The organism is Campylobacter sp. TJR-1 (assembly GCF_032840035.1).
Classification (GTDB): Bacteria; Campylobacterota; Campylobacteria; order Campylobacterales; family Campylobacteraceae; genus Campylobacter; species Campylobacter fetus.
On record NZ_JAWIZX010000004.1, the window covers coordinates 98,525 to 121,749 of the forward strand.

Sequence of the window (23,225 nt, forward strand, 5' to 3'; positions counted from 1 at the left end):
TTTTAAGCTCATTTTAGATAGAATGAAATAAAAATTATAATACTAAACTAATTATCATGAAATATATATTCCTAATTTTCTTAGCTTTAATGTTTAGCGGATGTCTAACAACAATAGGCACAGGTATGAACGCCAACACGATTTATAATGTTTATAGCGTTTCGCAAGACGAGAGGGGAATTTACTCCATTATAAGAGATAAAGTCATCAAAACAAAAATTCAAGCCAAAATAGCAAGCACAAAAAATCTTAGCAATTTCGATATAGATGTAGAGTCATTTTGGGGAGAAGTTCTGCTTATAGGCGAAGTAGATAATGTTGAGCAAAAATTAGAATTAGTAGATATCGCAAAAAACAGTAGCGGCGTCAGAAAGATAAAAACATATATAAGATTAAAAAGCGATAGAGGGTGCAGCTCATCTGATGAAATTGCGATTTTAGCTCAGCTTAAAAAAGAGCTATTTTCAGATAGTCTTATAAATGGAACAAACATAGGCGTAAGCGTAGTTCAATGCGATGTAGTTTTTAGTGGAGTAGTAGATAAAATAGAACAAGAAAAAAGAGCTATTTGGTATGCTATGCATACAAAAAACGTCAGAGAAATTTACTCTTTTTTGATAGTTTTAGAATGAAATGATAGTATAAGCGCTGGAAGCAATACTAAAGCACCCAAAAGCATCATCACCATAACAAGATCTGTTAAAACTCCAAAGTATATCGTAGGCCAAAAGTTACTAAAACTCATCACGCTAAATCCTAAAAATACGGCAAATGAGGTATAGTACATAGCATACCCTATGCTAGCATGACTTGATTTTATGGCTTCTATTTTATCTTTTGTTCTTATCTCGATCTTGTATCTATGGATATAATGGATTATATCATCAACACCGATTCCTAAGCTAATAGCAGCTATCGTGATACTCATTATATCAAGCGGAATATTTGCTATACCCATAACTCCAAAAACCATACAAAGCGGAACTAAATTTGAAACAATACCGATAATAGATAGTTTTATACTCTTAAATATAAAAACAAATACGATAAAAAGAGCTAAAACGACAAAAACAAACGTATCTACTTGAGAAGAAAATAAATTTTGAAGCATATTATTATAAAGCACCATAACGCCGCTAACATTAGCGCTCACTTCATCATTAGCAAGCAAAATTTCAAGATCTTTTTTCAAGCTTTTTATAAACTCGTCCCGCCTTAAATTCTCATCACTATCAATAGTTCTAATCACAAAATGAACTTCATTATCTTCTATGCTCACAAATGGAGTTAATAAAACTTTTTTATACTCATCGGGCAACCCATTGTATAAAATCGCCAAGCTAAGAGAATCTAACTCTTTACCGCCGTTTAAGTTTTTGCCGACTTCTAAAAGAGTGCCTAAAGAGCTTACGTTTCCTATAAAATTTCTATCTTCTAAAAATTTAGTAACCTTTTTCACTATATCCATTTTATAGCTTGAAAACCAGTATTCAGGATCACCTACTTTAGCATTAAACTCGCTTTCAAAATCATCTAAAATATCATTTTGATGATCCGAATTTAAAGCGGAACTATCTTTAAATTTAATTGTTATATCAAGAGGAACTGTTCCACCGAGTTTTTTATCTATAACCTCCATACCTCTGTAAATTTCGGTATTTTGCTTGAAATATCCTATAAAACTATTTTCTACTCTTAATTGAGCAATTCCGTAAATTCCGACCATAACAATGACAAAACTAACTAAATATATTGTTTTTCTATAATTAATCGCAGCTTGAGCACACCAAATAGTAAGCTTAAAACTATTTTCAAAACTTCTTTTAGGCTCTTTTTTATCCAGAAGAGCGAGAAGACTTCCAAAAACTACAAACGATATTATCAATGATACACTTATGCCAAAACTCATCATCGCGCCAAGCATAATAATAGGCTTGATATCGCTCAAACAAAGAGAAAAAAATCCGATAACGGTTGTAAAAATAGCGAAAAAACAAGGATTTGCGCGAGATTGCAAAGTAAGATAAATTAGCTGTATTTGAGTATATTTTGGATGCAATAAATAGAGTTCTCTATACGCGACTATCAGATGTATAACTACAGAAATAGTAATTATAAGCTGCAAAGCAACATAGTTTGAGCTGATAACTGTTATTTCATAGCCAAAAAATCCAAAAATACCGCTCGCCGAAACTACGCTTAAAAAACATACTAAAACAGGTATAATTATAAATCTAATTTGCCTAAAAAATAACCACAAACAAAATATCAACAAAAGCAGCACACTAATACCGTATGTGATAAGATCGTTTTTAACATATCCTACCATATCATCAGCTATCATATTTATACCGCCTAAAAACAGCTTCTCATCGCCGCTATATTTGCGTAGAACGCTCTTTATATTCTCTATATTTTCATGCTCTTTTTCGCGAAGTTCATCTCTATAAATTTTAAATTCTTTATTTAAATTTAGGAGTTCTTGCTTTTCATATTTATTTATAGTACCGTTTTTATCTTTTAAATTTAAAAAATCCTTTTTTTGTATATATTCATTATATTTTTCATTTGTTTTTAAATTTATAACAATTGCAGTCGTACTAAAATCGCTGCTTACTAGACTATTTTTATAAAGTGCGCTAGTTAAAAATTCATTTTTAGCTGCAGTTTTATTTATATCTTTATCCATTAAATTTGGAATATGTTTTATAAGATCACTTAAAGGGACATTGCTATTTTGCAAAAGAGGTGCATTTAGTATAGAAAAAACGCTAATTACACCATTAATTTTTTCTAGTTCGTCGGATATTATTTTTATTTTTTCAAGAGTTTTATCCGATAAAAGATCATTATTTGGAGTATAAGCGGCAACTAAAAAATTAGGCGTTTCATATCTCTTTGAAACTTCTCTATAAACAAAAAGTTCGCGATCGTTTTCCAAAAGCAGAGTCTGAGTTGAAGCGTCTATTTCAAGTTTCGTTGTAAAATATCCGAAAAACAGACAGATAATAATGCTTAATGTTAAAACAGTTTTTGGAAAAGCAACAACTGTTTTAAAGGCTTTTTTCATTATTTGGCTTTGGTTTCATTGTTATCTAACAAACTAGTAACCTCTAAACGTTTTAAAATATCATCAAAGCTTACATTTTGACTTAAATCTTCAAATTGAGATCTATAAGTTTGAATAATACTAACACCCAATATATCAACATCATAAATCAAAAAATTATCGCCGCTAGCACGGTGAAATTTAAAAACTATGTTATATTTATCTGCTTCATTTACGATAATCGAATTCACAAAAAATCTATTTTTATTTGGCATAGTAGTACTTTGTATCTCTATAACTTGATCGGTATAATAAGCAAGTTTATCCGTAAAAGACTGCTTGAGCTTTTTTTCAAACACGTTTTTAAACTGAATTTGTTGTTCTTTATCAAGAGTTTTATACTGTTTTGAAAGTGCGAGTTTTGCCATAAGATCATAGTCAAAATACCAATCAAATAGCTCGAACATCTTTTTTGGTTTATCGGCTTCAGATATCGCCTTATTTTGCATAACTAAAACTGCTTTTTTAAGATCTTCTCTCATAACCGGCTCTATCTGTGAAAGCTCTAAACTAAATCCTAAACTAAAAAATATTAAATTTAAAAATATAAATTTTCTCAAATTCATTCCTTTATAAGAGCATCTCGTCTTTGCTCATATGTATTTTTGATAAATGGATAAAGATCTATCGCATCTTTTATAATTCTCTCATAAAGTTCCGGATCTTTTGAACCTTCATTTACTTTTTGGAATGTGAATGCGGCGAAATTTATAAATTTACTATCTTTTGCCCACCATACGTTCATATATGTTATCGGACTAGCGTAACAATCTCCTACCAAACCAAACATATCTCTAAGATTTGATTGACCAAAGATAGGTAAGACAACAGGAAAACCGCTTCCAACTCCCCAATATCCAAGAGTCTGACCAAAATCCTCATCATGTTTGGCTAAACCATAAACATTAGTTGCCGCGTCGCTTATACCGCCAAATCCAACTATGGTATTAGCTATAAACCCAAGAGTCTCTTCACCGGCATTTTTAAATTTAAATTGCAAAATATTATTTACAAATCTAAGCGGATAAAGTATATTATCAAAAAAGTTACTGATCGCCATTTGAGCCTCATTTGGAATAATAAAATCATAACCTTTAAACGTAGGAATAAAAATATTTTTATAAATCATATCATTGAAATTCGTCATAGCTCTATTATATCCACTTAGAGGATCAATAGAACTAGGGCTTTTGAACTCATCTTCAAATGAATCCATCTGTATATCATTAGCCCAATATATATGAAAAAACAGCAAAACCGCCATAAGAAATCTCATAAAACTCCAATTTATACCACAATAGTGGGAACAATTTTATATAAATCAACCTTTAGTTTTAATAAAATAACTTTATGCGCAAAATTTAGGTCATTTTAATTTACAAGCCATTTGCTAAATAAGTATAAAATACCAAAAAGCAATTTTATAAAAAGGTAAAGAAATGAAAGCAGATGTTAGCTTAGAATTATTCTTAAACAGCGACACGGCTATACTAGAAAAACATATAAGGCTGCTTAAAGCCATAGAAAAAACAAAAAGTATTACTAAAGCTGCTCAAGCTGAAGATATATCATATAAAAATGCATGGGACTCGCTTGATTTTTTAAATAATCGTTCTAAATTTCCATTAATAGTAAGAGTAAACGGAAATAGAAAAAATAGCGGTAGCGAGCTTAGCGATTACGCTAAAAAGCTTATAAAAACTTATGAAGTTATACTAAAAGCTCAAAAAATTTTCCTAGATGAAATTTGTAAAAATGAAGATATAAATGAAGATATAATCAACAACCTACAAAGGATGAATATGAAATTAAGTGCTAGAAATCAACTTTTAGTTGAGATAACAGATATAAAAACAGGCGCGGTAAATTCAGAAATAACCGCCAAACTTAGCAATGGAAACAAACTAAGAGCAACTATAACAGTAGAGAGTGAAAAAGATCTTGGACTAAAAGTAGGAAAAGAGGTTCTTTTTATATTTAAAGCCCCTAGCGTAGTACTTGGAAAACAAGATGGAGAAAAAGATATAAAGATATCAGCTGCAAACAAGATCAAAGGTAAAGTTACAGAGGCGAAGCTCGGAGCAGTAAATGCGGAAATTACTATAGAAATAAACGATCAACAAAAAATCACAGCTATAATAACAAATGAATCTGCTCAAGATATGAGAATCAATGTAGGTGATGATATTTTAGTATTTATCAAAGCTAGTAATATTTTAATAGGAGCTTAAAACATAGCGGAGATATCTCCGCTAATCTCTAAACTTAAAAAAACAATCATTTAAAATTAAATATAAATATATAATTTATATGCTAAAAAATACTATTTTATGATATAATTTTGCATATAAATTTTAAATATCAAGGAGAATGGATGAAAAAATTACTGCTCATCGTCGCTTTTGTCATAGTCGGTTTTGCAAGTGAGTTAAACGTGGCTGCAGCTGCAAACACAACATACGCTTTTGAAGATATAAAAAAAGAGTTTAAAAAACTTTATCCGGATGCGAATTTGAACGTAAGTTTAGGATCTAGCGGAAAGCTAGTTGCTCAGATAAAAAACGGAGCTCCGTTTGAACTATTTATGTCAGCAGATATGAACTATGCAAACACGCTTTATAAAGATGGCTTTGCACTAAATGACGCTGTTATATATGCAAAAGGTAAAGTTGCTATGCTCTCAGTACGCGGATTTGATGTGACAAAAGGTTTAGAAGTCTTAAAAGATCCAAAAATCAAAACTATAGTGATAGCAAATCCAAAAACTGCACCTTATGGGGCTGCTAGTATAGAGGCTTTTAAAAATGCGGGAATTTATGACGCTATAAAAGATAAAATAGTAGAAGCAGGAAGTATAGGCGAAGCTCTAAGTCAAACTTTAAAAGCTGGCGATATAGGTTTTGTAGCAGCTAGCGCTATGTACAGCCCAAAAATGGCTGAGTATAAAGAAGGAAAAGAGTTTAATTTAGTAGATAGCAAACTTTATACAACAATAGATCAAGGTATAGTAATATTAAAAAACGGCGAGAAAAATAAACTTGCTAAAGATTTTTACGACTTTATCTTAGGGGAAAAAGGTAAAGAAATATTTGCAAAATACGGCTATGAATTTTAATGCAAGCAGTCGTTAGAGAGATAAAAATAGCTCATCAAGTGTGTGAAATAAAATTTTCATCGCAAGTTGGTGAGCTATTTATGCTCGGACTTGAGCTGCAAGATGATATCAAAATAGGCTCAAAAGTATTGCTCGGTTTTAAAAATAGCGATATAGCACTATCTTCTCACAAACAAATTAGCACTAGAAATAACTTTTGTGTCTCCATAACAAATATCAATGCAGGTGAAATAATATCTACAATAAATTTGAACTCAAATGGATTTATCTTTGAAACCGTATTAAGCTCAAATTTGATAAACGAGTTTAAAATAGGAGAGGAAATTTGGGCTTGTTTGAATGAAACATCTCTTTATATAAGTGAAATTTTATGATAGATATCTCTTGTCAAAAATCTCTTAGCGACAGTTTTCATCTTGATGTAAATTTTCAGATAAAAAAGGGAGATTTTGTAGCTTTTTACGGTAAAAGTGGAAGCGGTAAAACTACTATTTTAAGAATTATAGCAGGATTTTTAAAACCAGACAACGGATATATAAAAAACGGATCTTTAGTATATTGTGATAAAAACTACTATTTAGAACCGCAAAAGAGAAATATCGGTTATCTATTTCAAGACTACGCATTATTTCCAAATATGAGCGTGATAAAAAATCTTTTATTTGCAAATAATGACAAAAAACTTGCCAATGAACTTTTAAACTTAGCAGGGCTCGATGAACACAAAAACTCAAGCATCAATGCGCTTTCAGGCGGTCAAAAACAGCGCGTTGCGCTTGCTAGAGCTTTGATGAGAAAACCGGATATTTTGTTACTCGACGAGCCGCTTTCGGCTTTGGATAATGAAATAAGACAAAAATTGCAAGATTATCTCCTAAAAATACATGAAAACTTTGGTATGACTATAATTTTAGTAAGTCATGATGTAGGCGAAATTTATAAATTAGCAAATGTAGTATATGAGCTAAACAATGGAAAGATGATAAATATAGGCACGCCATCAGAGATTTTCTTAAAACCATCTGGCTCGCAAAAGTTTAGTTTTCACGCAAAAATACTAGAAATTCAAAAACGAGATACGATCTATGTTGTTATAGCAGAATGCGCAAATCAAATAAGCGAAGTAGTTCTTACCAAAAATGAAGTTTTAAATTTAAAAACGGGCGATATAGTAACTCTAAGTGCAAAAGCATTTAAAATATCGGTAAAAGGTATAAAATGATAGATTGGACACCGTTTTTACTATCTTTTAAGTTAGCTCTTATCTCAAGTTTAATACTTTTTACCTTTTCTCTTCCACTTGCTTACATAATCGCAAGAACTGAATTTAAAGCCAAACCGATGGTTGAAGCAGTCATATCGCTTCCTTTAGTACTTCCACCGTCGGTTCTTGGATTTTATATGTTAATTTTTCTATCTCCATACTCGTTTTTAGGCAAATTTCTTGAAGCAAATTTTGACGTCAGACTTGTTTTTAACTTCACTGGACTTATCATAGCAAGTTGCGTATACTCTCTCCCGTTTATGTTTCAGCCTCTTTTAGCAGGATTTAAATCTATGCCGAACTCGCTTATAGAAGCTAGTTACTCCCTTGGAAAGAGCAAATTTAAAACTTTAATTTATGTAGCTATGCCAAATATAAAACCGTCTTTGCTAACAGCTTTTATAGTAAGTTTCGCTCACACTTTAGGCGAATTCGGCGTTGTTTTGATGATAGGCGGAAGTATAGGCGGCGAAACTAAAGTTGCAAGTATTGCGATTTATGACGCTGTTGAACTTTTGGACTACGATTTGGCTCATATATACTCAGGAGTGATGCTAGCTATCAGCTTTACAGTGCTGTTTTTGGTGTATTATATTAACCATAAAATAGCAAAAAAATAGTATAATTAACAAAAAAAGGATTTGGATGAAAAAAATTCCATTTTTTATAATTATACTTTTTTCCATCATAGGTTGTGCTAATAGCGTACAAAACGTATACGTGTCGACTAGCTCGCCTCTATTTATAACAGATAAACTATCGGAAAAAAAAGTAAATATACAAACTAGAAACTCAGAGGGAAATCTAACTGATATTATAAAATTTGAATTGGTTAAAAACGGCTATGAAATATCAGATTTAAACAACTCGAACATACATATAAAAGCAAATATCAACTACTTTAGAAAAAATAGTTCCGTAAAACCAAATTCAAATTTCTTTATAGGAAGTAATTTTGGAATGGGAAGACATTTTATGAGTCGCGGGATAGGATTTTCGTATTTGCATAGTTTTGATGATGACTACTTTGATACGGAGTACTTTTATGACTCACAAGTATCGCTTTTTATAAATATCAAAAACGGTAGTTCATACCAAACGAATTTAAACATCCAAAGTGAAAAATCACCGATAAATTTTGATAGAGATAGAACTATTTTGAATTTCAACGAAAATATCGCTAAAAAGATAGCAGAAATTCTAAACGGATATTGAATTTAGTATTTTAAAATATCTGTTTTAGCATCTTAAAAATTACTCTTTGCTCATCATGTCTTTATAGCTACTAAGAGAATTTTTTCTATCTTCTAGATATCTACCGAGTTTTTGTCTATTTTCTTCAAAAAATACTTCAAAGTCCTCTTTGTCTCGTATTTTATCTTCTCCAAATTTATCCAAAAGAACATTTGAACTGCCGACTAAAACTAAGTATTTTCTATTTTCATAGCTTAAAAGAGCAACTTTATTTGTATTATCAATACTTTTTTCATATATAACTTCTACGCCGCCATCATCTGTTTTTAGCTCCCATGACGGAGTTTTTATCTCCTCGGTCTTTGTTGGTGAAGGATCAGAAACACTAAACGCGGAATTTCTATTGATATCTTGCTTTATGGGCTCTTTTGGCTCACTTGGCTGAATCGGCTTTTTATCTATATTATCTCCTATAGTAAATAAAATATCATTTTTCGGTTTCGCTAATCTCTTTTTTATGATAAAAGATATGAAAAATAGTATAAGTAAAACAACTATCACGGAAATATATCTTGAGTCGATATCGGCAGAAACTACGGTATTGTCTTTTGTCTGTATATTTGATGGTATAGCTGCTTGATTTTGATTTGTTTTGATATTTGCAACTCTGATTCTAAGACCAAATTTATCCGGGGTTTTAGAAGCTGTTATAGCTATAGGCAAATTTGATTTTAATTCAACTAGCGTTGAGAGCTTATTAGGCGATGATATAAAAATATTTTGCAAAATTGATGAGTTTATACTCTTATCTATCTGCTCTTCAACATTTAAATCACTCAGCATAAGACTAGTTTTATCTCCTGCTACTTGCTGTTTAATACTACCGTCATAAGGAGAATCGAAACTGAGCATTATATCTACTCGATCGCCTCTTTCATATATATTATAAGTTAATAAATTCACACCAAATAACGGTAAAGTAGCAAATAACAGAATTATAAATCTCATAACAACTCTCTTTTAAAGTATTGAATTACGGATTTTGAATCAAGAATCTCATTTATACGTATAGCTAAATTCTTCTCATAAACCATAACTTCGCCCTTGCCAAAAATCCTATTATTGATATATAGCTCCACACTCTCTCCGGCTGGTTTTTCTAAGTCTATAACCGATCCTACTTCGAGCTTTAAAAGCTCTTTTACGGTTATAGACGTAGTTCCTAGCTCACTTATAAACTCAACTCCTATATCAAGGAGTTCGTCATATCCGTGAAAGAGTCCGTTTGGGCTTAGTTCTTCATCGCTCATGCTTTTTTATAGCCTATTTTAAATGTTCTATTTTTCATTTTAAAAAGTTTCGACTCTGCTAGTTTTACCGGAAAGGATTCAACTTTACCTAAAAACTCCGGAGTACCTAATTTATATTTTCCATCATGTCTATCATTTAATAAATTTTTTGCATAACCTATTATTTGATTTGCAACTTCTCTTGAAAGATCACCTAAATCAACATGCTTCTCATCAGATACGTTTAATAAAACTTTTGCAAAATACTTCAATGTATCTCTTTTAAAATATAAGAAAAATTGATACTCTTCATTATCTTTATACACAGGAATACTAGCACCATAAACATCTTTGCCAAGCTTACTTCCATCTTTTAGCTCAAACCCCAAAGTATCAGTGCAAAAATGCTTAGTAGCATAGCACACAGCACTCATCATAACCTTACTCCTTAGCTTTTTTAGTTATTATACTAAATTTTTATTGAAAAAACCATTTCAAATAAAAATATAATGTATTAAATTTGAAATATTTCAAATTTAAACCTATTAAAATTAAACTTTTACTACAAAAAAAGAGTCGAAACGACTATTTTTTGAATATCTCTTCTATATGATAATTTATCTCATTTGGGCTATACTTATTTGTGAGTTTGACTATCTCAGTGCCTACTATAGCACCGTCGGCATATAATTTTGTTTTTTTCACGTCCTCATTTGTTTTGATACCAAAACCGACGGCTACAGGCAATGAAGTAGAACTTTTTATATCTTTTATCATATCTTTTAGCCTATCTACTGGACTTTGCTCACCTCCAGTTACGCCAAGAGAGCCGACTGCGTAGATAAATCCGTTAGCATCACTTAATATATCTTTTGTGCGTTTAGAAGACGTAGGGCTGATAAGAGGTATTAAACAAAGCTTAAATTTAGAAGTTTTAGCTCTAAATTCACTACTTTCGTCATGAGGCATATCAGGAACTATCAATCCGCTTATACCAACCTCTTTTGCTTTAGCTAAAAATTTATCTTCCCCATAGGCTAAAATTAGATTATAATAGACTAAAAATACCAAAGCTTTATCCGTTTTAACATCTTTAAGCATATCAAAAACAGTGTCTGTAGTAACTCCACTTTGACACGCACTAAAACTAGCCATACTTATGAGTTTTCCATCAGCCAAAGGATCAGAATACGGAATTCCGATCTCTATAATATCAAGACAGCTCTCATCAAGTAAATTTAAAAACTCTTTTGTGTATTCTAAATTTGGGTATCCGGCGACTATATAGCCTATATTTGCTTTTTTGCCCTCAAAAGCTTTTTGTATCTTATCCATATATTGTTCCTTTTTTATACTCCATTATAGTATTCATATCTTTATCACCTCTACCGCTAACGTTTATTACTATATTTGATTTTGTTTTTAAATTCGGACAGAGTTTTTCAAGATAAGCTAAAGCGTGAGAGCTTTCTATAGCAGGTATTATACCTTCTAAGCGCGTACAAAGCTTAAGAGCATTTATACACTCATCATCGCTTACTGCGTAGTATTCTACTCTTTTAATATCTTTTAAATGAGCGTGTTCTGGTCCTACTCCTGGGTAATCAAGTCCGGCACTTATACTATGAACAGGCAAAATTCTTCCGTACTCATCTTGTAAAACTACTGTTTTCATACCATGGATTATACCGTCTTTTCCTTTTGTCAAAGTAGCCGCGTGATAAGGAGTATCAGCCCCTAAACCTGCGGCTTCTACGCCTATTATCTTCACGTTTTCATCACCCAAAAATGCTGAAAATATACCTATAGCATTACTTCCGCCGCCTACGCAAGCTATAATGTAATCTGGTTTCACTCCTTTTTCATTTAGCTGAGCTTTGGCTTCGCGCCCTATAACACTTTGAAAATCCCTAACCATCTTTGGATACGGATGAGGTCCGACCGCTGAGCCTATAACATAGAACCTTGCTTCTATCTCATTTACCCATGCTTGAATAGCTGCGGTGGTAGCTTCTTTTAAAGTAGCCAAACCATCGGTTATACTTACTACGTTTGCTCCTAAAAGATGCATTTTATAGACGTTTAACGCTTGTCTTTTAGTGTCACACTCTCCCATATATACGTCGCATTCTAAACCTAAAAGTGCAGCAGCAGTCGCAGTCGCAACTCCGTGCTGTCCAGCTCCTGTTTCAGCCATCACCTTTCTTTTTCCCATTTTTTTTGCGAGCAATGCTTGAGCTAAAGCATTATTTATCTTATGAGCTCCAGTATGATTTAGATCTTCGCGCTTGAGATAAATTTCGTGACCGTAATACTCGCTTAACCTTTTTGCATGATACAACGGACTTGGTCTGCCGACATAATCTTTTAAAAGAGAATCTAACTCATCTCTAAATTCCTTAGTATTTGCTATGCTCTCATAAGCTTCTTCAAGCTCCAAAAGAGCGTTCATAGCAGTCTCCGGAACAAACTGACCACCATATTTTCCAAAATACGCTTTTACATTCATTTTAAATCTCCTAAACTAACTATTTTTAAAATTTCCATTATTTTATCACTATCTTTTATGCCGTTTTCATCTTCTATACGACTATTTATATCAACAAAACTTGGCTTAAGCTTCATCGCGTCTCTTAAATTTTCTACGCCGATTCCTCCGGCTAACCCAAATTTAGCGTCTAAACCCTGGAGTAAATTCCAGTTGAATTTAACGCCGTTTCCACCTTTTAAAACACCTTGTGTATCAAAAAGAATTTTATCATAACTTCCTTGCAGATCAGGCAAATTCTCTCCTACGCTAAAAACCTGCCAAACTTCACAACCCAATTTAGTTTTATCTTCTATTTTTTCATAAATTTGAACTGCATCCAGATCTGCAAATTTTACTATTTTAGTTATCTCATCAAATTTAATTCCCGCAAAAACTCCTACGACTTTTATACCAAATTTATGAGCTAAATTTGATATATCTTTTGCAGTTTCGATACTAACTTTTCTTTTACTATCTGCAAAAATAAGCCCTATAAAATCAACTCTAACACCGTTCAATTCACACTCACAAACGCTTTTAGCTTCGCTAAGGGTTTTGATACCGCAAATTTTTATCTTCATTTGCCGATATAATCTTTATAAAATTCCCATACCCTACCAGAACGCAGAGCCTCAAGTATGAGCGGTTTTGCATCCATAGGAGAGCTTACAAAATCAGCCGCATACAGACCAAACATAGCATTTATGAGAACTATATCAAATCTAGCTCCGCTTAGTTCGCCTTTTATAGTAGATTCAAATATTTTAGCGTTATTTTCAGCATCTCCACCCTCTATATCGGCGTGAAAAGCCCTTGTAAATCCAAATTGTTCAGGCGTTATCCTGTATTCTAATATTTTACCGTCTTTTACTTCATGAATAAGAGTTTCATCACAAAGCGTTATCTCATCCATACCGTCCATACCGTGTACAACAAGAGCATGTTTCCTACCTAAATTTAAAAGCGTTCTAGCAATAAGCTCATTTACCTCTTCAAGATAATTTCCGGCTATTTGATTAGTAAGATTTAAATTTGGATTAAGAAGCGGACCTAGCATATTAAATACCGTTCCTATACCAAGGCGATTTCTTACTTCTTTTACCTCGGCTGTTATTTTGTGAAAAAACGGAGCATGAAAAAATGCTAAATTTTTTGAATTTAAAGTCTCTCTTAACTCTCCTATATCACTGTTTAACGATACTCCAAGGGTATTTAGCAAATCGCTGCTTCCGCTTTTGCTAGTGATGGCTTTGTTGCCATGTTTTGCGACTTTAACGCCCATACTAGCTAGTATGAAAGCCACCGTGGTCGATATATTTATCGTTTTTAATTTATCACCGCCGGTGCCTACGATGTCAAACATCGGCGTAGTGTCGCTATAAGTAATCGAGTATTTAAGTATATTTTTAACAAGAGCGGCAAGGCTATCAGGATAAAGAGATTTTTCGCTTATCAAAACCAAAAGTCCTGCAAGCTGAACTATATCATAATTTTTATCGTTTATTTCTTTGCATATAACTTCATAATCTCCGCTTTCTAGAGGAAATCCTTTTTGTAGTTTTGTCATAAATGGAGCAAAATCAACCACTTTTTTCTCCTTTGTCTTTGGCTTATTTAAATTTACAAAATTTTCTATAATCTTCTTTCCGTACTCGGTAAAATAACTCTCGGGGTGAAACTGAATACCGTATATGGGCTTTGATTTATGTTTCAAACCCATGATAATTCCATCATCGCTAAACGCTGTTATTTCAAGGCATTCAGGAATATTATCCACATATAAAGAGTGGTACCTCATAACATTAAATTCATTTGGCAACTCCTTAAAAATACCGCTATTATTTACAACTTTTATAACGCTACTTTTACCGTGCATAGGATTTTCTAATCTTTTTATATCAGCACCAAAACTAAGACCGATAGCTTGATGACCAAGGCAAATTCCAAGAATCGGAATATCTAAATTTGAACTTAATATATCAAGACAAACGCCGCTATCTTTTGGATGTTTTGGACCGGGACTTAAGATGATTTTACTAGGGTTTAAAGCATTTATACCGTCTATAGTTATCTCATCGTTACGTACGCACCTTATTTCTTCATCTGTTGTTTCTAAAATATACTGATAAATATTATAAACAAAACTATCATAGTTATCTATCATCAAAATCATCGTATTTCCTTACAGCTTTGCTCAAAAACTTTTACGCAGCTTCTTCGTTTTTTACATATCTCGGAATACTCATTTTCAGAATTGCTATCCCATACTATACCGGCTCCGGCACCTATAAAAACCTTTGAAATTTCATCATCTTTAGCTATAAAAATAGCCGAACGAATAAGAATCGCCATCTGAACATCTCCGTTAAAATGCCAAAATCCGATTCCTCCGCCATAAATACCTCTAGAGCTAAGTTCTAATTCGCCGATAATCTGCATAGCGCGAATTTTCGGACTTCCGCTAAGCGTACCTGCTGGAAAAACCACGCTTAAAACATCAAAAGCACTCTTATCGTCTCTTTTTTGCCCATAAACTTCACTTACTATATGCATAACGCTTTCAAAATACTCCACGTGCATTGGATTTTTGACTTTTATGCTGCCTTGTTTGGCAAACTTTGAGATATCGTTTCTAGCTAGATCTATCAGCATTTTATGCTCACTAAGCTCTTTTTCATCGCTCAAAAGATCTTTTTTTAGGACTTCATCTTCGTTTGCATCTTTTCCTCTGCCCCTAGTGCCGGCTATTGGAGCGGCAAAAATCTCGCCTTTTTTTATCTGCATTACAAGCTCAGGACTGCTTCCTGCAACCACGCCAAATAAAGTAGGAAAATAAAACATATACGGACTTGGGTTTTTTACTTTCAATGTTTCGTAAAAATCAAGCGCTTTTAAATTTGACTCAAGCTCTAAAATTTCACTTAATACAACTTGAAAAATATCACCGTTTTTTATATACTCTTTAGCTTTCTTTATAGCATTTTTAAAATGCTCTTTTTCTAAATTTAGATCAGTATTTACTTTGTAAAATCCATTTTTAAACTCGGGCTTATGAGGTTTCGCATCTTTTAAATTTGAAAAATACGCATCATTTCCGTAAAAACTATAAATTTTACTCTGCTTATCATAATGCAAATACGCTTTTGCGTCTGCATAAAAATATGTCGGAAACTCGTAAATAGACTCTTTTTTATCTCCGATATTTTCAAATTTATAAACCACGTCATAACCCATCACGCCAAACAGTCCTGCAAAATCGCAAATTTTATTTCCGTTTTCATAAGCAAATTTTAACTTACTAAGATCGTCGCCCCAGATGTATTCACAGTCTATGCCTATTATAGCTTGAGTTGTATCTTCTGCTAAATATGAGTTTGGATAACTGCTTAAAATCTCTCTTAGGTATACGACCGGTTCTTGTAAAAGCATTTTGGCTCCAAAAGTTTTTTTAAAAAAATATTATACAGAATTTTTTCTTTGTCTATCTTAAAGTACAAATTTAAATTTATAGCTATACTTGAGGTTTATTTTTTAGTGATTTTATCCGTAAATTTGTAAAATTTAAATTTAGGTATAAGAAATTTTATCCCAAAATCTAAATTTTAGGATAAAAGAGCAAATTACTTAGTAATAGCTTTAAAGAAGTTTGATTGAGCCGCGCTTAGTTTATTTACCACTTCATCACAGTTGGCACCGTAACTTTTTGCTATATCTTTGATATCTCTATAAGCAACAACTGTTTTTGAGTCGTTATCTTTATAAATCACCATTTTTAACGGAAGTTCAAGAGCGATTGATGGTTCACATTGCATTAGCGGAGTTCCTGCTTTTGGCGCTCCAAAAGCGACTACAACAGTATCCCTCATTTCTAAATTTACCTCTTTTGCTAGCTTAGAGTGTTCAAACACACCAAATACCTTAAGACCTTTTTCTTTTAAAATATTTTGCAATTTAGCTGCAGTTTCATCGACTCCAAGCGGACTAAATCCAGTAACTAACATCTTATCTCCCGCAAATGCAAATCCTACAAGTAGGCTTGCTAAAAGTAAAATTTTCTTCATTCTTATCCTTTGAAATAGAAATACTTCATTGTACTTTATATTTTTAAATTTAAAACTATCTATCATTAGTAAGCAATGTTTTATATCTAAACTGATACAATTTCTAATTCAAATTTGAAAGGATAGCATGATCTTACTTCCGGTATTTGGCATCCTGATAGGATTCATATCTGGATTTTTCGGGATCGGCGGCGGAACGGTTTTAGTACCTATAATGCTCGCTTTAGGATACGATATCAAAGAAGCTATAGGCATATCCATACTTCAAATGGTTTTAAGTGCTACTTTTGGTAGCTTTATAAATTATAAAAGCTCAAATTTCATTCTCAAAGACGGATTTATAGTTGGATTAGGCGGATTTGTAGGAGCTAGTTTATCCGGATTTGTAGTATCAAATATACAAGAAAGAGTTTTAGAGTGGGGATTGCTCATAATTTTAGCAATATCTATATCAAAATTTTTCTATGTAAATACAGCCGCTAAACCAAAAGACCCTCCAAAATATATCTTATTTATAGTCGGATTTTTTACCGGAGTAATCGCTATATCTATGGGAGCTGGAGGTGGAATACTTTTAACTCCTATTTTAGTAGGATTTTTAGGAATGGATATCAAAAAATCAGTATATATAAGTCTATTTTTTGTACTTTTTAGTTCTATTTCTGGTTTTGTAAGTCTTGCCTTTCATGATCTTATCAACTATAAAGCCGGACTTTTGATAGCAGTAGGATCATTGATCGGTGTATATTTTGGTACGAAAACCAGCCACAAAATAGACAAACAAGCTCAAAAATGGTGGCTTGTAGCACTTTATATATCTATGTTTGGGTTGATGGTGAAAAAAATATTTTTTTAAATTTAAAAGTTAGGACTAAATATGAGTGAGTTTTTGCTACTTAGCTTTTTTGGTATTTTTGTAGGATTCGCGTCTGGATTTTTCGGGATCGGAGGCGGCGGAATTATCGTAAGCGTACTTGTATTTTTAGGATACGATATCAAATACGCGATTGGCATATCAGTCATGCAGATGATATTTAGCTCACTTTTTGGTTCATATATCAACTATAAAAAAGGTATGTTTAAATTTGGAGAAGGATTTTACGTAGGAATCGGCGGTATATTTGGTGCATTTTTAAGCGGATTTATAGTCAAATACACCCCATCTTTATGGCTAGAATGTATGTTCGCTAGTCTGCTTTTCATTATGATCATAAAGGCTTTTATTAAAAAAAGTTTTGCTAGCGAAGAGAAAAAACTATCTAAACCTATACTTATTATAATAGGTATTTTTGTCGGCATTATGGGTGTCAGCGTCGGAATCGGCGGAGGAATGCTTATAAGTCTTATATTTTTTGGATTTTTAGGATATGATATCAAAAAAGCGGTATCTATGGGGCTATTTTTTGTAGTTTTTGCAGGAGTTAGCGGATTTATAAGCCTTAGTATAAACGGACTTGTTGATTATTATCACGGATTTGCGCTTGGTATAGGAGCGATAATTGGAGTATATTTTGGTACAAACGCATCTATAAAAATAGACAGAACAAAACAAAAACGACTAAATTTAGGATTTAATATGACACTGTTTTTGCTAACTATAAAAAAGATTTTTCTTGGCTAGTAATTTAGCCAAGAAAATTAAATTAAATCTTTAGACCAAATACAGTCGTAGTCAAGAACATAACAGTAAGAGTTATCAAGAATATACCTACTATATTTAACCATAATCCAGCTTTTATCATATCGCTGATCCGCACGTATCCCGAGCCGTAAGCTATAGCATTTGGCGGAGTCGCGACAGGTAGCATAAATGCACAAGTAGCGGCTAAAGCAACAGGCACCGTAAATAGCATAACATTGCTTCCCTCATATCCTAAACCTATAGCAACCCCGGCTATAACCGGCAAGAACGCCGCTGCAGTAGCGGTATTTGAAGTGATCTCTGTTAAGAATATAACAAGAGCGGTAACTGCCACTATAACAGCAAGTATAGGCATAGTTCCTAAAGCCGAAACTTGATGTCCTATCCATAAAGATAATCCTGTTTTGCTAAATTGAGCAGAAAGTGCAAGACCTCCACCGAATAATATAAGGATATCCCACGGAAGTTTCTTAGCGCTATCCCAGTCTATAAGTCTCTCTCCGCTTTTGTTTGCAGGAATGATAAAGAGCAATACAGCGACGCTCATAGCGACGATCGTATCAAGACTGCCTACTTTTATCCCATATGCTTTTAGTATAAAACCAAGAAATATCCAGCAAAGCGCAGCAGATATGAACACGCCACCTACTAGCCACTCAGCGCTGCTCATATTTCCGAGTTTTTTGTACTCTTCATGAATGATTTCTTTACCTCCTGGTATCTCGTCTATCTCAGGCGGAAATAACCAATAAACAAGTATAGCCCAACAAATAGCAAGCATAGTTACGGCTAAAGGAACGCCCATTATCATCCACTGGCCAAAACCAATCTCTACGCCGAATTCGTTTTTCATATGAGCTACAAGAAGTGCATTTGGCGGAGTTCCTATGATAGTACCAAGAGAGCCGATAGAAGCGGCGTAAGCGATACCGAGCATTAAGGCAATGCCGAAATTTGAAGTAAATGAGCTTGTTCTTGCTTTTACTTCTTCTACTATATCTTTACCTTTATGGATCACAGCACTTGCTATACCGCCTTGAGTGCCTTTACGAGCTATCTCATCAAGATGTCTCATATCGCCCTCCACTGTACCGTCATCCTTATCGGTAGTAAGTTTACTGACTAAGTGCAAAACAGAAAGTCCTACTGGAAGCATCATAACCGCGGTCGCAGTGTTGCTAACCCACATAGACATGAATCCGGTCGCCACCATAAATCCAGCAACCAAACGGCGCGGACTTGTTCCGATTAGTAACACAATACCAAGAGCTATCCTAGTATGCAGATTCCACTTTTGCATAGCAAGAGCTAAAACGAACCCACCCATAAACAGATATATAGTATCTGAAGCGTACGGAGCCGCAGCTGATTTAAAGCTATCGACACCTAAAAGCGGAAACAAAACCATAGGCAAAAGAGCAGTAGCAGGAAGTGCTATAGCCTCGCTCATCCACCATATACCCATCAGCACAGCCACAGCAGCTACTATAGGAAGACCTTCTATATTTAACTTTTTGCCGTTTGCAGCGGCGTTTGCTATATCTCCAGCACTACTTGGCATCATATAATACACCAAAAGAGCAGCCAAAATACCACCAAAAAGACCGATAATCTGAACAGTACTGGTCTTTTTATCCACAGGAATGTTTGGATTTGCCATATAACCTCCTCATAATATTTTATCAACATACACATATTAATAAGAATAAAATTAGTTTGTTGTAAATTTCAACTAAATTTATGTTATTTTGAAAAATATGTGAATAAAAGTAACACCTAATATGCAAATATAAAAATTATTTGAAATTTAATTTTTAAATTTAGATTTTTTCTCATTTCTTTAAGATTAAAACAATTTTTGATATAATCATTGATTTTAAATTTAATGGACAAGTTATGAATGAAACTATAAAAATAACAGGTGCGAAAGAGCACAATCTTAAAAATATCAGCTTAGAAATACCGAAAAACCGCCTTGTAGTATTTACTGGGCTTAGCGGTAGCGGAAAAAGCACGCTCGCTTTTGACACGCTTTACGCAGAGGGTCAAAGACGCTATATAGAGAGTCTTTCTTCTTACGCAAGACAGTTTTTAGACCGCATAGGGAAACCAGACGTCGATCACATCGAAGGTCTTACTCCAGCTATCGCGATCGATCAAAAATCGACAAGTAAAAATCCTCGCTCTACCGTAGGAACTATAACTGAAATTTATGATTATTTAAGACTTTTATACGCTAGGATCGGGGTTCAACACTGCCATAAATGCGGCAAAATCGTCTCAAAAATGAGCGCGAGCGATATCATAGATCAGATCACAAAGCTTCCTGATGGCGCTAAAATCACGATCTTAGCTCCTATGGTACGTGAAAAAAAAGGAAGTTTCGCGGACGAACTAGAAAAATTAGCCAACAAAGGCTACGTAAGATCCATGATAGATGGAGTCATGGTAAGACTAGATGAAGAGATAGAACTCAGCAAAACCAAAAAACACACCATAAAAGTCGTGATAGATAGAGTAGTTGTAAGCAAGGAAAACTCTTCAAGGATAGCAAGCGACGTCGAAAAAGCGCTTCATGAAAGTTTTGGTGAAGTAGAGATTGATATAAGCAATGCGAGTGAGCTAAATTTAGAAAAAAGCTTAATACATTTTAGTGAACATAACGCTTGTTTTGACTGTAAAATATCATTTAACGCTCTTGAACCCCTAAGCTTTAGCTTCAACTCTCCAAAAGGCGCTTGTCCTAGCTGCGACGGGCTTGGAATCCGCTTTAGCTTAGATCTAAACAAAATCATCGATGAAAATCTCAGCGTAGAACAAGGCGCAATAAAAGTGATGTACGGATTTAACAAGAGTTATTTTTATAAATTTACGCTTGCTTTTTGCGAACAAAACGGTATAAATACCAAAACTCCTTACGGGGAACTAAATGAAGACGAAAAAAGGCTCATACTTTATGGAAATGTTAAAAATATAAATTTTTTATGGAAAAGACATAAGATAAGTAAAACTTTTGAAGGTGTCTTAAAAATCGCCTATGAGATATTGAAAGATGATAAAGATTTTAGTGATTATATGACCGAAAAACAGTGCGAAGTATGTAACGCCAAGCGTTTAAAACAAGAGAGTTTAGCAGTCAAAGTCGCGGGGAAAACCATAGGCGATATCATAGATATGAGCATCGAAGACTGTACTAAATTTTTTAGCGATAGCTCAAATTTTACTCATTTAAACGATCAACAAAAGATGATAGCTACACCGATCTTAAAAGAGATAAACGAAAGACTATTTTTTCTTTATGACGTCGGACTTGGGTATCTAAGTCTTGGTAGAGACGCTAGAACCATAAGCGGCGGAGAAGCTCAAAGAATTCGTATCGCAAGCCAGATAGGAAGCGGACTTAGCGGCGTAATGTACGTACTTGACGAGCCTAGTATCGGACTTCATGAAAGAGACACTTTAAAACTTATAAAAACGCTAAGAAATTTGCAAGAAAAAGGAAATACGGTAATCGTAGTCGAACACGACAAAAAAACCATAGAAGCGGCTGATTTTATCGTCGACATCGGTCCTGGAGCCGGAGTGCACGGCGGAGAAGTCGTATTTGCAGGAACTTACGAAAAGCTTTTAAAATCAAACACACAAACGGCAAACTATATAAACGGTAAAAAATCCATAAATTACTATAAAGGCAGAAAACAAAGTGATTATATCAGTATAAGCAGTGTAAATTTAAACAATATATCAAATTTAAACGTCAAATTTCCACTTAGAAATTTAGTCGGAGTGACAGGAGTAAGCGGTAGTGGAAAAAGCTCGCTCGTACTTCAAACCCTACTTCCGACTGCTCTTGAAGAGCTAAACCGAGCTAAAAAAGTACAAAAAATAAAAGGCGTCAAGATAGAAGGTTTAGAACATCTCGATAAAGTTATCTATCTAGACCAAAGTCCTATCGGTCGTACGCCGCGCAGCAACCCTGCAACTTATACCGGAGTTATGGATGAGATAAGAGGGCTTTTTGCCTCTACGAAAGAAGCAAAACTCAGAGGATACAAAATAGGAAGATTTAGTTTCAACGTAAAAGGCGGTAGATGCGAAAAATGTAGCGGCGAAGGAGAGATAAAAGTAGAAATGCACTTTTTACCGGATATCAACGTGGTTTGCGATATCTGCAAAGGCTCTCGCTACAACGCCCAGACTTTAGAGATAGAGTATAAAGGCAAAAATATAGCCGAAGTTTTAAATATGAGCGTCGATGAAGCTCTTACTTTTTTCAAAGCAGTACCGAAAATTTACGCAAAACTAAAGACTATAAGCGACGTAGGACTTGGATACGTAACTTTAGGTCAGCCGGCAACCACTCTAAGCGGCGGAGAAGCACAACGCATAAAGCTTTCGAAAGAACTCAGCAGAAGCGACACGGGAAACACTTTGTACGTGCTTGACGAGCCTACGACAGGACTTCATTTTGCCGATGTCGATAGGCTAGTAAAAGTGCTACATCATTTAGTAGACCTTGGAAATTCCGTCATAGTTATAGAACATAATCTTGATGTTATAAAAAACTGCGATTATCTGATAGATATGGGACCTGAGGGCGGAGCTGGAGGTGGAAAAGTGGTGGCCAAAGGAACCCCTATAGAAGTAGCTAAAAAATATAAAAAAACAGGTTCATTCACAGGTGAGTTTTTAGAAAACGAACTAAAAGATATGGGGCTTTTGAAATAAATTTACGTTAGCCGAGTTTAAATTTAAAAAACCGGCTAATAAAATTTGATCTAAATTTATAGTTATAAATTTAAAAATATATTCAATTTCATCTTAATATAATAATAGTAAAATTATATTTATAAAATATTTAATTATATTTAAATTTAGTTTAAATATAATTGTGATTTATTATAAAGTATAATATTTTAAAAACGTATAAAATAATCTATAAATTGTAGCGGTATATCCACGACTTAACTATATTTCAACAATTACAAAAATTTAAAAAAATATATAATTTTTAGTAATTT

Annotated in this window: 23 protein-coding genes; 10 read left to right on the forward strand and 13 right to left on the reverse strand. The window is 33.6% G+C overall.

What is annotated here, in order from left to right:
- Nucleotides 1-56 precede the first annotated feature (56 nt).
- Nucleotides 57-632, forward strand: a complete 576-nt coding sequence (locus tag RVY88_RS05235) for a BON domain-containing protein (protein ID WP_002848534.1) — start codon at nucleotides 57-59, stop codon at nucleotides 630-632.
- Here the strand turns inward: RVY88_RS05235 and RVY88_RS05240 are convergent.
- Genes RVY88_RS05240 through RVY88_RS05250 form a run of 3 tightly spaced genes read right to left on the reverse strand, consistent with a single transcriptional unit; the run spans nucleotide 605 to nucleotide 4,385 of the window.
- On the reverse strand, nucleotides 605-3,070 hold the full coding sequence (locus RVY88_RS05240) for an efflux RND transporter permease subunit (RefSeq protein WP_147542849.1): 2,466 nt from the start codon (nucleotides 3,068-3,070) through the stop codon (nucleotides 605-607). The genes RVY88_RS05235 and RVY88_RS05240 overlap by 28 nt on opposite strands.
- On the reverse strand, nucleotides 3,070-3,669 hold the full coding sequence (locus RVY88_RS05245; protein ID WP_162167102.1) for an ABC transporter substrate-binding protein: 600 nt from the start codon (nucleotides 3,667-3,669) through the stop codon (nucleotides 3,070-3,072). The genes RVY88_RS05240 and RVY88_RS05245 overlap by 1 nt, the downstream gene beginning before the upstream one ends.
- Nucleotides 3,670-3,671: 2 nt before the next feature.
- Nucleotides 3,672-4,385 (reverse strand): VacJ family lipoprotein, encoded by a 714-nt coding sequence (locus RVY88_RS05250; protein WP_162167101.1) that lies wholly within the window; start codon nucleotides 4,383-4,385, stop codon nucleotides 3,672-3,674.
- Nucleotides 4,386-4,548: 163 nt separating this feature from the next.
- On the opposite strand from RVY88_RS05250, the gene RVY88_RS05255 reads away from it, so the two are divergent.
- The 6 genes from RVY88_RS05255 to RVY88_RS05280 all read left to right on the forward strand — a co-directional run bounded on the left by RVY88_RS05255 (nucleotide 4,549) and on the right by RVY88_RS05280 (nucleotide 8,703).
- Nucleotides 4,549-5,340: a TOBE domain-containing protein gene (locus RVY88_RS05255; protein WP_002848519.1), complete on the forward strand. Its 792-nt coding sequence runs from the start codon at nucleotides 4,549-4,551 to the stop codon at nucleotides 5,338-5,340.
- A gap of 143 nt (nucleotides 5,341-5,483) precedes the next feature.
- Nucleotides 5,484-6,224 (forward strand): molybdate ABC transporter substrate-binding protein, encoded by a 741-nt coding sequence (gene modA, locus RVY88_RS05260; protein WP_002848517.1) that lies wholly within the window; start codon nucleotides 5,484-5,486, stop codon nucleotides 6,222-6,224.
- A complete protein-coding gene (locus RVY88_RS05265) occupies nucleotides 6,224-6,598 on the forward strand; it encodes a hypothetical protein (protein WP_010400138.1) in 375 nt (124 codons plus the stop codon). Before modA ends, RVY88_RS05265 begins: the two co-directional genes overlap by 1 nt.
- A complete protein-coding gene (locus RVY88_RS05270; RefSeq protein ID WP_042960078.1) occupies nucleotides 6,595-7,446 on the forward strand; it encodes an ABC transporter ATP-binding protein in 852 nt (283 codons plus the stop codon). The genes RVY88_RS05265 and RVY88_RS05270 overlap by 4 nt, the downstream gene beginning before the upstream one ends.
- On the forward strand, nucleotides 7,443-8,108 hold the full coding sequence (gene modB / locus RVY88_RS05275) for a molybdate ABC transporter permease subunit (RefSeq protein WP_002848512.1): 666 nt from the start codon (nucleotides 7,443-7,445) through the stop codon (nucleotides 8,106-8,108). Before RVY88_RS05270 ends, modB begins: the two co-directional genes overlap by 4 nt.
- 25 nt (nucleotides 8,109-8,133) lie before the next feature.
- The gene (locus RVY88_RS05280) at nucleotides 8,134-8,703 is read left to right on the forward strand and encodes a hypothetical protein (protein WP_002848509.1); all 570 of its coding nucleotides are present in this window, start codon (nucleotides 8,134-8,136) and stop codon (nucleotides 8,701-8,703) included.
- 39 nt (nucleotides 8,704-8,742) lie between these two features.
- Here the strand turns inward: RVY88_RS05280 and RVY88_RS05285 are convergent, their stop codons facing one another.
- The 9 genes from RVY88_RS05285 to RVY88_RS05325 all read right to left on the reverse strand — a co-directional run bounded on the left by RVY88_RS05285 (nucleotide 8,743) and on the right by RVY88_RS05325 (nucleotide 16,562).
- Nucleotides 8,743-9,690 carry a hypothetical protein gene (locus RVY88_RS05285; protein ID WP_011731786.1) on the reverse strand — a complete coding sequence of 316 codons (948 nt, stop codon included), beginning with the start codon at nucleotides 9,688-9,690 and terminating at the stop codon, nucleotides 8,743-8,745.
- Entirely contained in the window at nucleotides 9,687-9,992 is a 306-nt protein-coding gene (gene fliN / locus RVY88_RS05290; RefSeq protein WP_002848505.1) for a flagellar motor switch protein FliN, read from the reverse strand. The genes RVY88_RS05285 and fliN overlap by 4 nt, the downstream gene beginning before the upstream one ends.
- Complete coding sequence (locus tag RVY88_RS05295; RefSeq protein ID WP_002848503.1) at nucleotides 9,989-10,408, reverse strand: hypothetical protein; 420 nt, start codon at nucleotides 10,406-10,408, stop codon at nucleotides 9,989-9,991. The genes fliN and RVY88_RS05295 overlap by 4 nt, the downstream gene beginning before the upstream one ends.
- A gap of 148 nt (nucleotides 10,409-10,556) precedes the next feature.
- Complete coding sequence (gene trpA, locus RVY88_RS05300) at nucleotides 10,557-11,306, reverse strand: tryptophan synthase subunit alpha (protein ID WP_144685799.1); 750 nt, start codon at nucleotides 11,304-11,306, stop codon at nucleotides 10,557-10,559.
- Nucleotides 11,299-12,480, reverse strand: a complete 1,182-nt coding sequence (trpB, locus tag RVY88_RS05305; RefSeq protein ID WP_002848496.1) for a tryptophan synthase subunit beta — start codon at nucleotides 12,478-12,480, stop codon at nucleotides 11,299-11,301. The genes trpA and trpB overlap by 8 nt, the downstream gene beginning before the upstream one ends.
- Nucleotides 12,477-13,082 carry a phosphoribosylanthranilate isomerase gene (locus RVY88_RS05310; protein ID WP_002848494.1) on the reverse strand — a complete coding sequence of 202 codons (606 nt, stop codon included), beginning with the start codon at nucleotides 13,080-13,082 and terminating at the stop codon, nucleotides 12,477-12,479. Before RVY88_RS05310 ends, trpB begins: the two co-directional genes overlap by 4 nt.
- A complete protein-coding gene (trpD, locus tag RVY88_RS05315; protein WP_317051269.1) occupies nucleotides 13,079-14,674 on the reverse strand; it encodes an anthranilate phosphoribosyltransferase in 1,596 nt (531 codons plus the stop codon). Before trpD ends, RVY88_RS05310 begins: the two co-directional genes overlap by 4 nt.
- A complete protein-coding gene (locus RVY88_RS05320; RefSeq protein WP_065844162.1) occupies nucleotides 14,671-15,930 on the reverse strand; it encodes an anthranilate synthase component I family protein in 1,260 nt (419 codons plus the stop codon). The genes trpD and RVY88_RS05320 overlap by 4 nt, the downstream gene beginning before the upstream one ends.
- A 191-nt stretch (nucleotides 15,931-16,121) precedes the next feature.
- Nucleotides 16,122-16,562, reverse strand: coding sequence for a DUF302 domain-containing protein (locus tag RVY88_RS05325; RefSeq protein WP_170117931.1), 441 nt, complete (start codon nucleotides 16,560-16,562; stop codon nucleotides 16,122-16,124).
- 127 nt (nucleotides 16,563-16,689) lie between these two features.
- Between RVY88_RS05325 and RVY88_RS05330 the strand changes: the two genes are divergently transcribed.
- Together RVY88_RS05330 and RVY88_RS05335 are read left to right on the forward strand one after the other, a co-directional pair.
- On the forward strand, nucleotides 16,690-17,418 hold the full coding sequence (locus RVY88_RS05330; protein ID WP_002848487.1) for a sulfite exporter TauE/SafE family protein: 729 nt from the start codon (nucleotides 16,690-16,692) through the stop codon (nucleotides 17,416-17,418).
- A gap of 21 nt (nucleotides 17,419-17,439) precedes the next feature.
- Nucleotides 17,440-18,183 carry a sulfite exporter TauE/SafE family protein gene (locus RVY88_RS05335; protein ID WP_065844572.1) on the forward strand — a complete coding sequence of 248 codons (744 nt, stop codon included), beginning with the start codon at nucleotides 17,440-17,442 and terminating at the stop codon, nucleotides 18,181-18,183.
- A gap of 22 nt (nucleotides 18,184-18,205) precedes the next feature.
- Here RVY88_RS05335 and RVY88_RS05340 read toward each other — a convergent pair whose 3' ends face one another.
- Nucleotides 18,206-19,864, reverse strand: a complete 1,659-nt coding sequence (locus RVY88_RS05340; RefSeq protein WP_162167098.1) for an SLC13 family permease — start codon at nucleotides 19,862-19,864, stop codon at nucleotides 18,206-18,208.
- 236 nt (nucleotides 19,865-20,100) lie between these two features.
- On the opposite strand from RVY88_RS05340, the gene uvrA reads away from it, so the two are divergent.
- Nucleotides 20,101-22,932, forward strand: a complete 2,832-nt coding sequence (gene uvrA / locus RVY88_RS05345) for an excinuclease ABC subunit UvrA (protein WP_162167097.1) — start codon at nucleotides 20,101-20,103, stop codon at nucleotides 22,930-22,932.
- Nucleotides 22,933-23,225: the final 293 nt, after the last annotated feature.

Coding starts and splice junctions, on each gene's coding strand:
- fliN (WP_002848505.1), bottom strand. CDS start 9,992: ATGAGCGATGAAGAACTAAGCCCAAACGGACTCTTTCACGGATATGAC.
- RVY88_RS05240 (WP_147542849.1), bottom strand. CDS start 3,070: ATGAAAAAAGCCTTTAAAACAGTTGTTGCTTTTCCAAAAACTGTTTTA.
- modB (WP_002848512.1), top strand. CDS start 7,443: ATGATAGATTGGACACCGTTTTTACTATCTTTTAAGTTAGCTCTTATC.
- RVY88_RS05270 (WP_042960078.1), top strand. CDS start 6,595: ATGATAGATATCTCTTGTCAAAAATCTCTTAGCGACAGTTTTCATCTT.
- RVY88_RS05280 (WP_002848509.1), top strand. CDS start 8,134: ATGAAAAAAATTCCATTTTTTATAATTATACTTTTTTCCATCATAGGT.
- trpD (WP_317051269.1), bottom strand. CDS start 14,674: ATGATTTTGATGATAGATAACTATGATAGTTTTGTTTATAATATTTAT.
- uvrA (WP_162167097.1), top strand. CDS start 20,101: ATGAATGAAACTATAAAAATAACAGGTGCGAAAGAGCACAATCTTAAA.
- trpA (WP_144685799.1), bottom strand. CDS start 11,306: ATGGATAAGATACAAAAAGCTTTTGAGGGCAAAAAAGCAAATATAGGC.
- RVY88_RS05335 (WP_065844572.1), top strand. CDS start 17,440: ATGAGTGAGTTTTTGCTACTTAGCTTTTTTGGTATTTTTGTAGGATTC.
- RVY88_RS05255 (WP_002848519.1), top strand. CDS start 4,549: ATGAAAGCAGATGTTAGCTTAGAATTATTCTTAAACAGCGACACGGCT.
- RVY88_RS05265 (WP_010400138.1), top strand. CDS start 6,224: ATGCAAGCAGTCGTTAGAGAGATAAAAATAGCTCATCAAGTGTGTGAA.
- RVY88_RS05250 (WP_162167101.1), bottom strand. CDS start 4,385: ATGAGATTTCTTATGGCGGTTTTGCTGTTTTTTCATATATATTGGGCT.
- modA (WP_002848517.1), top strand. CDS start 5,484: ATGAAAAAATTACTGCTCATCGTCGCTTTTGTCATAGTCGGTTTTGCA.
- RVY88_RS05295 (WP_002848503.1), bottom strand. CDS start 10,408: ATGATGAGTGCTGTGTGCTATGCTACTAAGCATTTTTGCACTGATACT.
- RVY88_RS05285 (WP_011731786.1), bottom strand. CDS start 9,690: ATGAGATTTATAATTCTGTTATTTGCTACTTTACCGTTATTTGGTGTG.
- RVY88_RS05340 (WP_162167098.1), bottom strand. CDS start 19,864: ATGGCAAATCCAAACATTCCTGTGGATAAAAAGACCAGTACTGTTCAG.
- RVY88_RS05330 (WP_002848487.1), top strand. CDS start 16,690: ATGATCTTACTTCCGGTATTTGGCATCCTGATAGGATTCATATCTGGA.
- RVY88_RS05235 (WP_002848534.1), top strand. CDS start 57: ATGAAATATATATTCCTAATTTTCTTAGCTTTAATGTTTAGCGGATGT.
- RVY88_RS05310 (WP_002848494.1), bottom strand. CDS start 13,082: ATGAAGATAAAAATTTGCGGTATCAAAACCCTTAGCGAAGCTAAAAGC.
- trpB (WP_002848496.1), bottom strand. CDS start 12,480: ATGAATGTAAAAGCGTATTTTGGAAAATATGGTGGTCAGTTTGTTCCG.
- RVY88_RS05320 (WP_065844162.1), bottom strand. CDS start 15,930: ATGCTTTTACAAGAACCGGTCGTATACCTAAGAGAGATTTTAAGCAGT.
- RVY88_RS05325 (WP_170117931.1), bottom strand. CDS start 16,562: ATGAAGAAAATTTTACTTTTAGCAAGCCTACTTGTAGGATTTGCATTT.